7 protein-coding genes are annotated in these 13,659 nt (G+C 44.8%); 6 read left to right on the top strand and 1 reads right to left on the bottom strand.

The window, feature by feature from the left end:
- A partial coding sequence (locus D8790_RS10740; RefSeq protein ID WP_221765900.1) for a collagen-flanked surface repeat-containing protein occupies positions 1-5,799 on the top strand: 5,799 nt, incomplete at its 5' end.
- Between the two features lie 117 nt (positions 5,800-5,916).
- Complete coding sequence (locus D8790_RS05780) at positions 5,917-7,065, top strand: glycosyltransferase (protein ID WP_125387915.1); 1,149 nt, start codon at positions 5,917-5,919, stop codon at positions 7,063-7,065.
- Positions 7,066-7,237: 172 nt separating this feature from the next.
- On the opposite strand, the gene pepT is transcribed toward D8790_RS05780, so the two are convergent.
- On the bottom strand, positions 7,238-8,461 hold the full coding sequence (gene pepT / locus D8790_RS05775; RefSeq protein ID WP_125387914.1) for a peptidase T: 1,224 nt from the start codon (positions 8,459-8,461) through the stop codon (positions 7,238-7,240).
- 281 nt (positions 8,462-8,742) lie between these two features.
- Here pepT and D8790_RS05770 point away from each other — a divergent pair, with 281 nt between their 5' ends.
- The 4 genes from D8790_RS05770 to D8790_RS05755 all read left to right on the top strand — a co-directional run bounded on the left by D8790_RS05770 (position 8,743) and on the right by D8790_RS05755 (position 13,655).
- The gene (locus D8790_RS05770; protein WP_125387913.1) at positions 8,743-9,375 is read left to right on the top strand and encodes a copper homeostasis protein CutC; all 633 of its coding nucleotides are present in this window, start codon (positions 8,743-8,745) and stop codon (positions 9,373-9,375) included.
- An 11-nt stretch (positions 9,376-9,386) separates the two neighbouring features.
- Positions 9,387-10,058 (top strand): MmcQ/YjbR family DNA-binding protein, encoded by a 672-nt coding sequence (locus tag D8790_RS05765; protein WP_125387912.1) that lies wholly within the window; start codon positions 9,387-9,389, stop codon positions 10,056-10,058.
- 112 nt (positions 10,059-10,170) lie between these two features.
- Positions 10,171-11,919 carry an ABC transporter ATP-binding protein gene (locus D8790_RS05760; RefSeq protein WP_125387911.1) on the top strand — a complete coding sequence of 583 codons (1,749 nt, stop codon included), beginning with the start codon at positions 10,171-10,173 and terminating at the stop codon, positions 11,917-11,919.
- The gene (locus D8790_RS05755) at positions 11,916-13,655 is read left to right on the top strand and encodes an ABC transporter ATP-binding protein (protein WP_125387910.1); all 1,740 of its coding nucleotides are present in this window, start codon (positions 11,916-11,918) and stop codon (positions 13,653-13,655) included. Before D8790_RS05760 ends, D8790_RS05755 begins: the two co-directional genes overlap by 4 nt.
- Positions 13,656-13,659 lie beyond the last annotated feature (4 nt).

Raw genomic sequence — 13,659 nt, 5'->3', positions numbered from 1 at the left:
GGCGCAACTGGTGCCAAAGGTGAAGATGGCAAGCCATCATTGGCGCAAGTCGTAGACAACAACGACGGTACACACACTGTTAAAGTTGGTCTTGATAAGAACGGCAATGGCCAATTGGATCCAGATGAAGTAACCTCATCTACTATCGTTAAAGACGGTAAGGATGGTAAATCTCCACTAGCTAAAGTTGTCGATAACAACAACGGCACCCATACTGTTCAAGTCGGTTTGGATAAGAACGGTAACGGTGAGCTCGATCCAGATGAAGTAACCTCATCTACAATCATCAAAGATGGTAAGGATGGCAAAGCTGGCGCAACTGGAGCTACAGGTGCTACCGGTGCAACAGGAGCTAAGGGTGATAAAGGTGAAACAGGCGCAACTGGAGCTACAGGCGCGACCGGAGCTAAAGGCGATAAAGGTGAAACAGGGGCCACTGGTGCCAAAGGTGAAGATGGCAAGCCATCATTAGCCCAAGTTGTCGATAATAACAACGGCACTCACACTGTTAAAGTTGGTCTGGATAAGAATGGCAATGGCCAGCTCGATCCAGATGAAGTAACCTCATCTACTATCGTTAAAGACGGAAAAGATGGTAAATCTCCACTAGCTAAGGTTGTTGACAACAACAACGGTACTCATACTGTTCAAGTCGGTCTTGATAAGAACGGTAACGGTGAGCTTGATCCAGACGAAGTAACTTCATCTACAATCATCAAAGATGGTAAGGATGGAAAAGCTGGTGCAACAGGCGCAACCGGAGCTAAGGGCGATAAAGGTGAAACTGGAGCCACAGGTGCGACCGGAGCTAAAGGTGAAACAGGTGCAACAGGCGCGACCGGAGCCAAAGGCGATAAAGGTGAAACTGGAGCAACAGGTGCAACCGGTGCCAAAGGAGAAGATGGTAAGCTATCATTGGCGCAAGTCGTAGACAACAACGACGGCACGCACACTGTAAAAGTTGGACTTGATAAGAATGGCAACGGTCAGTTGGATCCAGACGAAGTAACATCATCTACCATCGTTAAAGACGGTAAGGATGGAAAATCTCCGCTAGCTAAGGTTGTCGATAATAACAATGGCACACACACAGTTCAAGTCGGTCTTGATAAGAACGGTAATGGTGAGCTTGATCCAGACGAAGTAACTTCATCTACAATCATTAAAGATGGTAAGGATGGAGAAGCTGGCGCAACCGGTGCCACTGGTGCTACTGGTGCAACTGGAGCTAAGGGTGATAAAGGTGAAACAGGTGCGACTGGCGCTAAAGGCGAAGATGGTAAGCCATCATTAGCCCAAGTTGTCGATAATAACAACGGCACGCATACTGTTAAAGTTGGTCTGGATAAGAACGGCAATGGCCAATTGGATCCAGACGAAGTAACCTCATCTACCATTGTTAAAGATGGTAAGGATGGAAAATCTCCACTAGCTAAGGTTGTTGATAACAACAACGGCACCCATACTGTTCAAGTCGGTTTGGATAAGAATGGCAATGGCCAATTGGATCCAGATGAAGTGACATCTTCTACAGTCATTAAAGATGGAAAAGCTGGTGCAACAGGTGCAACAGGCGCGACCGGAGCTAAAGGAGAAGATGGTAAGCCATCATTAGCCCAAGTTGTCGATAATAACAACGGCACTCACACTGTTAAAGTTGGTCTGGATAAGAATGGCAATGGTCAGCTCGATCCAGACGAAGTAACCTCATCTACCATCGTTAAAGACGGTAAGGATGGTAAATCTCCATTGGCTAAGGTTGTCGATAACAATAACGGCACTCACACTGTTCAAGTCGGACTTGATAAGAACGGTAATGGTGAGCTTGATCCAGACGAAGTAACATCATCTACAATCATCAGAGATGGTAAGGATGGAAAAGCTGGCGCAACCGGAGCTAAGGGTGATAAAGGTGAAACAGGCGCCACTGGAGCTAAAGGCGATAAAGGTGAAACAGGCGCAACAGGTGCGACTGGCGCTAAAGGAGAAGATGGCAAGCCATCATTGGCTCAAGTCGTAGACAACAACGATGGCACTCACACTGTTAAAGTTGGTCTGGATAAGAACGGCAATGGTCAGTTGGATCCAGACGAAGTAACATCATCTACCATCGTTAAAGACGGGAAGGATGGTGAGTCTCCACTAGCTAAAGTTGTTGATAACAACAATGGCACCCATACTGTTCAAGTCGGACTCGATAAGAACAACAATGGTCAGCTTGATCCAGACGAAGTGACATCTTCAACTATCGTCAAAGATGGTAAGGATGGAAAAGCTGGTGCAACAGGTGCGACCGGAGCTAAAGGCGATAAAGGTGAAACTGGAGCAACAGGCGCAACTGGTGCCAAAGGAGAAGAAGGCAAGCCATCATTGGCGCAAGTCGTAGACAACAACGACGGTACTCATACTGTTAAAGTTGGACTTGATAAGAACGGAAATGGTCAGTTGGATCCAGACGAAGTAACATCATCTACAATCATCAAAGATGGTAAGGATGGAAAAGCCGGCGCAACTGGAGCAACAGGCGCGACCGGAGCTACCGGAGCAAAAGGAGAAGATGGTAAGCCATCATTAGCCCAAGTTGTCGATAATAACAACGGCACTCACACTGTTAAAGTTGGTCTGGATAAGAATGGCAATGGCCAATTGGATCCAGACGAGGTAACCTCATCTACTATCGTCAAAGACGGAAAGGATGGAAAATCTCCATTAGCTAAGGTTGTCGATAACAACAACGGCACCCATACTGTTCAAGTCGGACTTGATAAGAACAATAACGGCCAGTTGGATCCAGATGAAGTAACATCTTCAACTATCGTCAAAGATGGAAAAGCTGGCGCAACAGGTGCTACAGGAGCAACTGGAGCGGATGGCAAGCCATCATTGGCCAAGGTTGTAGACAATAACGATGGCACTCACACTGTTAAAGTCGGTCTTGATAAGAATGGCAATGGCCAGCTCGATCCAGATGAAGTAACCTCATCTACCATCGTTAAAGACGGTAAGGATGGTAAATCTCCATTAGCTGAAGTAGTTAACAACAACGACGGTACTCATACTGTTAAAGTTGGTCTTGATAAGAACGGTGATGGTAAGCTTGATCCAAGCGAAGTGACCTCAACAACTATCGTCAAAGATGGCGCAACAGGTGCAACCGGAGCCAAGGGTGAAGATGGCAAATCATCATTAACTGAAGTAGTTGACAACCATGATGGTACTCATACTGTTAAAGTTGGAATCGACAAGAATGGTGATGGTAAACTTGATCCAAGTGAAGTAACTTCAACAACTATCGTTAAAGATGGCGCAACCGGTGCTACTGGAGCAACTGGTGCGGATGGTAAAGATGGTAAATCATCATTAACTGAAGTAGTTAACAACAACGACGGTACGCATACTGTTAAGGTTGGACTCGATAAGAACGGCGACGGTAAACTTGATCCAAGTGAAGTAACATCAACGACTATCGTTAAAGACGGCGCAACTGGTGCAGATGGTAAGGATGGTAAATCATCATTAACTGAAGTAGTTGATAACCACGATGGTACCCATACTGTTAAAGTTGGACTCGATAAGAACGGCGACGGTAAACTTGATCCAAGTGAAGTAACGTCAACAACTATCGTGAAAGACGGCGCAACTGGTGCGACCGGAGCTAAGGGCGATAAAGGTGAAGATGGTAAATCATCATTAACTGAAGTAGTTAACAATAACGACGGTACTCATACTGTTAAAGTTGGATTCGATAAGAATGGCGACGGTAAGCTTGATCCAAGTGAAGTAACGTCAACGACTATCGTTAAAGACGGTGCAACAGGAGCGGATGGTAAACCATCATTGGCTAAGGTTGTAGACAACAACAATGGCACTCACACTGTTCAAGTCGGACTCGATAAGAACGGCAATGGTCAGTTGGATTCAGACGAAGTAACCTCATCTACCATCGTTAAAGACGGTAAGGATGGTAAATCTCCATTAGCTGAAGTAGTTAACAACAACGACGGTACTCATACTGTTAAAGTTGGTCTTGATAAGAATGGTGATGGTAAGCTTGATCCAAGTGAAGTAACATCAACAACTATCGTCAAAGATGGCGCAACTGGTGCTACAGGCGCAACCGGAGCGGATGGCAAGCCATCATTGGCTAAGGTTGTAGACAACAACGATGGCACCCATACTGTTCAAGTCGGACTCGATAAGAATGGCAACGGTCAGTTGGATTCAGACGAAGTAACCTCATCTACCATCGTTAAAGACGGTAAGGATGGTAAATCTCCATTAGCTGAAGTAGTTAACAACAACGACGGTACCCATACTGTTAAGGTCGGACTCGATAAGAATGGTGACGGTAAGCTTGATCCAAGTGAAGTAACGTCAACGACTATTGTGAAAGATGGTGCAACTGGTGCTACAGGAGCGACCGGAGCTAAGGGCGATAAAGGTGAAGATGGTAAATCATCATTAACTGAAGTAGTTAACAATAACGATGGTACGCACACTGTTAAGGTCGGTCTCGATAAGAACGGCGACGGTAAGCTTGATCCAAGTGAAGTAACCTCAACAACTATCGTGAAAGATGGTGCTACAGGAGCGACAGGCGCAACTGGTGCAGATGGTAAATCATCATTAACTGAAGTAGTTAACAATAACGATGGTACGCACACTGTTAAGGTCGGTCTCGATAAGAACGGCGACGGTAAGCTTGATCCAAGTGAAGTAACCTCAACAACTATCGTGAAAGATGGTGCTACAGGAGCGACAGGCGCAACTGGTGCAGATGGTAAATCATCATTAACTGAAGTAGTTAACAACAACGACGGTACTCATACTGTTAAAGTTGGTCTTGATAAGAATGGCGACGGTAAGCTTGATCCAAGTGAAGTAACTTCAACGACTATCGTGAAAGACGGTAAAGATGGTAAGACACCATTAGCAGAAGTAGTTGATAACCAAAATGGTACACACACTATTAAGATTGGTTTTGATACAAATGGCAATGGTAAGCTTGATTCAGATGAAGTAACCTCTGCTACTATCGTTAAAGATGGAAAAGACGGTAAAGATGGCAAGGACGGCAAAGATGGAAAAGATGGTCAAAGCTCACTTGTAACGCTCGTTGAAAATGAAGATGGTAGTGTTACTATTCTTGTTGGAATTGATAAGAATAACAATGGTAAGGTTGATTCTGATGAAGTAACATCTTCTACAATTATCAGAAATGGTAAAGATGGTAAGGACGGCAAAGACGGAAAAGATGGTAAAGATGGTAAAGATGGAAAAGATGGTAAGGACGGTAAAGATGGCAAGGGTGTAACTGGCCCAACTGGTCCAACCGGTCCTACAGGTCCAACCGGCCCAACCGGCCCTACAGGTCCAACCGGTCCTACAGGTCCAACCGGTCCAACTGGTCCAACCGGCCCTACAGGTCCAACCGGTCCAACTGGTCCTACAGGTCCAACTGGTCCAACCGGCCCTACAGGTCCAACTGGTCCAACCGGCCCTACAGGTCCAACCGGCCCAACCGGCCCAACCGGTCCAACCGGCCCAACTGGTCCAACCGGCCCAACTGGTCCTACAGGTCCTACTAATCCAATAAAACCAGTAGTTCCAACAGCTCCAACAGTTCCAGCTAAGCCAACAAAACCTGCAGGAACAACCAAAGTAGTAGCTAAGTCAGGAACCCTTCCTAAGACTGGTGACAATAGCAACCATGAAGTAGGTGTGGTAGGCGCAGGACTTCTATCAGCTGCACTTCTAGCTGCCTTAGGTGTTTCTAAGCGAAAAGAAGAAGAACTCTAAGATATTCTCTTTATAAAATTTAAGCAATATCAAGTTTAGAGTAAAACAGAGGCTATTAGGATTATTAAAATTCTACTAGCCTCTAGTTTTGTTGTATTAATGTTTTGGAGGAATTGAATGTCATCAATTGTATTGAATATGATTGTAAAAAATGAAGCCCATATAATTTTGGAAACACTCCAAAATTTGGTCAATTCAATCACATTTGACTACTGGGTCATTTCTGACACTGGCTCCACAGATGGAACGGAAAACCTCATCTTGAACTTTTTTAGTGAGGTGGGGATTCCAGGAGAATTGCACAAAGATGAATGGCAAAACTTTGCACATAATAGAAATTTAGCCCTAAATTATGCAAGAGGAAAGGGAGACTATATTCTAATCTTTGATGCAGATGATTTCGTTGAAGGTAGTTTAAAAATCTCTACTGATCTTGAAGCAGATGCCTATTATCTCAATTTTTCAGATGAGAGTGGAGTTCTTTCATTTCGTCGTGTAGCTCTTGTTAAAAATAATCCAGAAATTTATTGGCGAGGAGTCGTGCATGAATTTATTGAATTGCCTGAAGGTGCCAGTTATGGAAATCTTGTAGGACCTTATTCAGTCATTGCAAGAACAAGAGGCGCACGAAGTCTAGACGATGATAAATATTATCATGATGCAACTGTACTTGCAAATGCTGTTTATAATAATCAAGACCCTGATTTAGAGCCTAGATATACCTTTTATTGCGCGAGATCTTATCGTGATGCAGGTTTATATCAGGAGGCCTTGTCTTGGTTCAAAAAACGTGCAGTTATGACGGATGGATGGTCAGAGGAAGCTTATTATTCTTGTCTAGAAATAGCGCAAATTTATGAAAATGAAGGGAAAGCTCTTGAAGGACGGGAGTATTTGGAAAAAGCTATCCAGATTAACCCTAATCGCGCTGAAGCATGGTCTCAATTAGCCAAATTATATAGAGAAGCAGGGCAGCATCACATTGCTTTTGCTTATGCTTATATGGCTAAGGATTTAGAATTGAATCCGGATAGTCTTTTCAGCTGGAACAGGGTTTATGACTATTGGATTCCATTTGAATTGTTAGAAAATGGTGTCAAAATAGGGAATTTTGAAGTTGCCTACCAAGGCTTCAGAGCTTTGATTATGGCAGGACAGGCCGATACTTATAAGAATTATTATGAATACTTGCCTCAGTTTGAACAGTATCTAGATAATGAGATTATTGAGAAGATTATAGAGGTAATCAACGGTCCAGAAGCTTAATTGAATCTGTCATTACAGTTTTTTGTCGACTATAACGACCTGATACATGCTAAACTTTGGAGAGGACCAATTGGTCTTCTCCTTGTTTGCTCTTGGAGCGGTTGCTATTAGCTTAACTTTCAGTTTTAAAAGGCAAAAAAACAGAAATTCCTTATGAATTTCTGTTTTTTATTTATTCTTGATAAGAGACGATGCCAATGATGGTATCGACAGCGCGTTCCATGGTTTCTAAGCTGACATATTCGAAGCGGCCGTGCATGTTTTCACCACCGGCGAAGAGGTTTGGTGTCGGAATACCCATAAAGGAAATTTTAGAGCCGTCAGTTCCGCCACGGATTGGTTCGATAATAGGCTGGATGTCGAGACTTTCCATGACTGCTTTGGCGATATGGATAGGTGTCATGTCCTTTTCAATGACCTGCTTCATGTTGTAATACTGGTCTTTGAGAGTTAGGATAACGCGCTCGCTGCCCAGCTCTTGGTTCATCTTATCAGCAATGGCCCGCATAGCAGCCTTGCGATTTTCAAAAGCTTCTGCCTCAAAGTCACGGACAATGTAGCTAGCCTGAGCTTCTTCGACAGTTCCGGTCAGGTTCATCAGGTGGTAGAAGCCTTGGTAGCCATCGGTCTTCTCTGGTCGGTCGTCTTCTGGCAGCTGGTTGTGGAAGTCAATAGCCAGCTGGAGTGCATTGACCATCTGATCCTTAGCAGTTCCCGGATGGACATTGCGGCCTTGGAAGGTCAATTCTGCTCCAGCAGCGCTAAAGGTCTCGTACTGGAGCTCGCCTAGAGGCCCACCGTCCACTGTGTAGGCAAAGTCCACATCAAAGTCTTCAGCGTCAAATTTATCAGCTCCGATACCGATTTCTTCGTCTGGACCAAAGCCAACGCGGATTTCTCCATGCTTGATTTCTGGATGGGCCGACAGGTATTCGATAGCAGTCATGATTTCAGCAATACCTGACTTGTCGTCTGCTCCCAGAAGGGTGGTTCCATCAGTCGTAATTAAGGTTTGGCCCTTGTATTTATGGAGACTGGCGAAGTCTGCAGGGTCTAGGCTAAAGCCAGATTGCCCAAGCGGTATCACACCGCCGTCATAATTCTCAATGACCTGTGGCTGGATGTTTTCTGCGTTGAAATCCGCCGTATCCATGTGGGAAATAAAGCCAATCTTACGGGTAAAGCTTGGGTCGTTGGCAGGCAGAGTTCCAATCGCAAAGCCGTTGGGCAGGTAGTAGACATTTTCCAAGCCAACTCGCTTCATCTCAGGAATGAGGATATTGTTAGCAAAGTCCACCTGACTTTGGGTGCTGGGTGTAGTAGTAGATGTCTCGTCTGAGCGTGTATTGACCTTGACATAGGTCAGGAAACGATCTAAAAGATTAGGGTATTTCATAAAGGCTCCTTGTTTTCATAGATTAAGTCTATTTTAGCACAATCTTGAACAAAAGACATCCGAAAGTCACCATTTCTATAGTTGAAAAGGCTTGGAAGATGAGCGCAATGGAAATAGTTGAAAATAAGCCTTATAAGCTTGAAGAATAGGATTTTTTGCAAGCCTATGAATATAAAATGATTGAGAAAAGCAGTGGCAAATATGCTAGGGGTGCATGTTAAAGGGAATTTTGTGATATAATAAAAAGTAGAAAATCAATATAGTAAATAAGAGGTAGTGCCATGATTTATGAATTTTGTGCAGAGAATATTACCTTGCTAGACAAGGCTTTAGAGGCTGGAGCGAAGCGGGTTGAGCTGTGTGATAACCTAACAGTTGGTGGAACAACGCCGAGCTACGGTGTCATTGAGGCTGCAGTACGAATGGTCAAGCCTTATGATGCGACTGTGATGATCATGATTCGTCCTCGTGGTGGAAATTTTGTCTATTCAGATATGGAAATCGAGATAATGCTCTCGGACATTCAGAAGGCACGTGAAGCAGGGAGCCATGGCCTCGTTTTTGGTGCCTTAACGGAAAATAATGAGATTGATTATCCTAAGATGGAGCGGCTGCTTGAGGCGGCTCAGGGGCTGGATGTGGTCTTTCATATGGCTTTTGATGCTATTCCTGCTGAATATCAGTTCGGAGAGCTAGACTGGCTGGTTGAACATGGAGTTAAGCGGATTTTGACTCATGGCGGGCCAGCGTCAGAGTCCATTCTAGAGCATTTGGCTTGGCTGGATGAATTGATTGAGCATGCGGCAGGGCGGATAGAGATTTTACCTGGTGGTGGGATTAACCTAGAAAATCGTGTTGAGATTGCTGACACTTTGGGTGTCGATCAATTGCACGGCACCAAAGTAGTATTTTAGCAGGAAAGTTCATGCTGGATTTATTTGAAAAATACAGGCTGAAGGAAGAAAGTTTGCTGGATTATGGCTTTGTCAGGTCTGGTGTAGAATACAGTTATTCGACTGAGATCATGGCTTGTGACTTCCGGATGGATGTGCTGATTTCTGATGGAAAGCTGGATTTTCAGGTGCTTGACTTGGATACAGGTGACGAATATCGACAAGTCAAGATAGAAAGTATGGCTGGAGAATTTGTCGGACAAGTCAGGGCGGCCTGTCAGGAGGTTTTGCTGGATATTCGGCAGCATTGCTTTGAGGAAGTAGGCTTTCTTTATGAGCAAAGTCAGCGACTGAGTAGCTATGTGGCGACTACTTATCAAGGGCAGTTGGAGTATCTTTGGGAAAATTCTTCTCGTAAAAGCGCTAATAGAGCCGCTGTTTTTCGCCATCAGGATAGTAAGAAATGGTACGGAGCTTTTTTGACGACCGATTGGTCTAAGTTTGAAAAGGAGCGCAATGGTGCGATCGAGGTTCTCAATGTCAAGAGTGACCGAGTTGCGGAACTTATTCATCAAAAGGGAATTTATCCCGCCTTTCATATGAATAAAAAATACTGGCTCAGCCTGCCCTTAGATGGAACCTTGCCCGACCAGCAACTTTTTGATTTGTTGGACACCAGCTTTGTCCTGACTAAGAAAAGATGAGCATAGTTTGCCTGAGTTTCATTTTTAGATGAAATAGCGTATAATAGAGATAGTGAGAAACGGACAGTCGGATTAAGGGCTGTCCGTCCTTTGTTTGGAATGAGGAAACAAAATGAATCTTATCAGAAAACTGGACTGGTTTTTTAAACTGGAGAAGCGGCGTTATATGATCGGCATTTTGGCCTTGTCTCTGGTCAGTGTTTTTAATCTGATTCCGCCACGAGTCATTGGGCAGGTCATAGATAGAATTGCTAGGCGGAGTCTGACTGCTGGAGAACTTGCTTATAATCTTCTCCTTTTAATTTTGGCTGCTTTTATTATGTATGGTTTGCGTTATGTCTGGCGGCTCTACATCTTTGGAACAGCAAATAATCTGGGACGCATCTTACGCTTTCGGCTTTTTGAGCATTTTACGCAAATGTCGCCAAGTTTTTATCAAAAATACCGAACGGGTGACCTCATGGAACATGCGACCAATGATATCAATGCGGTAGTCAGCGTAGCTGGCGGTGGTGTTATGTCAGCGGTAGATGCTTCTATTACAGCCTTGGTGACCCTCATCACCATGTTCTTGGTCTTGGACTGGCGGCTGACCTTGATTGCGATTCTCCCTCTGCCCTTTCTGTCTTGGGGGACCAGCTTGATTGGTCGGAAGAATCACGAGAGCTTTAAAGCGGCTCAGGAGGCTTTTTCCGACCTCAACAACAAAGTTCAGGAAAGCGTAGCGGGGATAAAAGTGACCAAGTCTTTTGGTTATCAGAATGCAGAGACGGAGGCCTTTGCAGCTATCAACCAAGAAGTCTACCAAAAGAACATCTTGGCTGCCAAGTACAATTCCCTATTTGACCCTATGGTGCTGATTTTTGTCGGCTTATCCTACGTTCTGACTTTGATTTTCGGAGGAATATTTATCTCTAAAGGTCAATTTACAGTCGGTGATCTGGTTACCTTTATGACTTATCTGGATATGCTCGTGTGGCCACTGCAGGCGATGGGTTATCTAGTGAATATCAGTCAGCGGGGAGCCGTTTCCTATGAACGGATTGAGAACTTGCTGGCTGAGGAGTCGGATGTAGAGGAAGCCAAGCAGCCACTTGCTAGTATTCAAAATGGCCGACTGGACTATGAGATAGCTTACTTTGCTTATGAGAACGAAGTGACTTTGAGGGATATTCACTTTACATTAGAAAAAGGTCAGACCTTGGGGATTGTTGGGCCGACTGGATCCGGGAAGACCACCTTGCTGCGCCTCTTGCTTCGGGAGCAGGATATTCAAGAAGGAGCAATCTATCTGAATGGCCACGATATTCGAGAGTATGCTCTTAAGGATCTGCGTGGTCTGATTGGTTATGTGCCTCAGGATCAGATACTCTTTGCCCTGTCCATTCGGGACAATATCCGCTTTGCTAATCCAGAACTGTCAGAAGAGCAAGTCATCCGAGCAGCCCAGCTGTGTGGTGTTTATGAGGATATTAAGGCTATGCCAGATGGTTTGGATACGCTACTTGGAGAGCGAGGCGTCTCGCTTTCTGGCGGTCAGAAGCAGCGTTTGGCTATGAGCAGAGCCCTCATCACTAATCCAGAAATTTTGATTTTGGATGATTCCTTGTCAGCAGTAGATGCCAAGACCGAGCATGTGATTTTAGAAAATCTCAAGCAGGAACGAGCTGGCAAGACGACCATTATCACTGCCCATCGTCTGTCAGCCATTGTCCATGCGGATTTGATCCTAGTGCTGGAGAATGGCCACATCAAGGAGCGAGGTAGCTACCAAGAATTGCTAGCAGCACAGGGCTGGTATGCTCAAACCTATCAAAATCAACAACTATATGAACGCTTTGAGGAGGAGTCTGCAAAATGACAAAACAATCAACTTTTAGACGCCTTCTAGATTATATGTGGCGCTACAAATGGATTAGCCTCTTGGCTCTAGTCTTTATTTTTGCGACAACTCTGGTGACAACGGCCTTGCCGCTCTTGGCTCGGTCTTATATTGACCAGTTTGTCAGCCGTGAAGCAGCCTCAAGTGGTCTCTATTTGCTGGGAATTTACTATGGTCTCTTTCTTTTGCGGGTGCTCCTTACTTTTCTGGGGCAGTATGCCTTTGCACGGGTGGCTTATAGCATTGTCCGCGATCTCCGTCAGGAGACTTTTGCGAATATGCAGCAATTAGGGATGGCGTATTTTGATCAGACTGCAGGAGGAGCTATTGTTTCCCGCTTGACCAACGATACCCAGTCAGTGGCTGATATGTTTAGCAGTATTTTTTCGAACTTTCTCAGCTCTATACTTATCTTGGTAGTGACAATTGCAACCATGCTGGCTCTGAATTGGCGGCTGACTCTGCTGATTGTCCTCTTTTTGCCCATCATGCTTGGCTCGATTATCTTGTATCAGCGGCTGTCCAATCGCTTGCTCAAGCAAGTTCGAGCCAGACTGAGCGACCTCAATGTCAAACTTTCTGAGAGCATTGAAGGGATGCGGATCATTCAAGCTTTTAGTCAGGAAAAGCGGCTAATCGAAGAATTTGAAGTAATCAATGGAGAGCATTTGGACTTTAGTAATCGCTATCTGAATGTGAACAGTCTCTTTCTGCGCCCAGCCATGTCCTTGCTGAAAATCTTGGCTTATGCTCTTATTCTGACTTATTTTGGCTTGAGCTGGCAAGTAGCTGGAGTAACTGCAGGCGTCATGTATGCCTTTATCCAGTATGTCAATCAGCTTTTCAATCCCTTGATTGATGTCATGCAAAATTACTCTGTTCTTCAGACATCCATGGTGGCTGCGGAGCGTGTTTTTGAACTCATGGATCGTCGAGATTTTGAGCCTGAACAAGCTGAAGAGGGACCTGAGATTCAGGCAGGCAATATTGACTTTCAGCACGTGAGCTTTTCCTATGACGGAAAGAGAGAGATTCTAAAGGATATTTCTTTTAGCGTCAAGCAAGGTGAGACGATTGCCTTTGTCGGATCAACGGGTTCGGGAAAATCTTCTATTATCAATCTTTTCCTGCGCTTTTATGAATTTGAAAAAGGTAGGATTTTTATCGATGGCAGAGACATCAGAGACTATAGTCAAGCAGAGTTACGCCGCAATATCGGTCTTGTCTTGCAGGATCCCTTTCTCTACCACGGCACCATTGCCTCCAATATCCGCATGTATCAGGAAAGTCTGTCACAAGCAGAGGTCGAAGAAGCAGCTCGCTTTGTTGATGCCCATGACTTTATCAGCCAACTGCCTCAGGGATATGATAATCCGGTTACTGAACGCGGGTCCACCTTCTCTAGTGGCCAACGACAGCTTTTGGCCTTTGCCAGAACCATCGCAACCAAGCCTAAAATCATGATTTTGGACGAAGCTACTGCCAATATTGATTCGGAAACTGAGGAGTTGATCCAGCATTCCCTCCGGAAAATGCGGCAGGGGCGAACCACTATTGCCATCGCCCATCGGCTGTCCACGATTCAGGATGCTAATTGCATCTACGTTTTAGATAAAGGGCGCATTATTGAGTCTGGTAGCCACGAAGAGCTTCTAGCACAAAATGGGAACTATAAGAAAATGTATCAGCTGCAGGCAGGGATGATGGATGCCTGATAAA

This window comes from Streptococcus cristatus (genome assembly GCF_003943535.1).
In the GTDB taxonomy this organism is placed as follows: Bacteria; Bacillota; Bacilli; order Lactobacillales; family Streptococcaceae; genus Streptococcus; species Streptococcus cristatus_L.
Note: the sequence above shows the minus strand (reverse complement) of the source record. Positions and strands in the feature narration are given on the sequence as shown.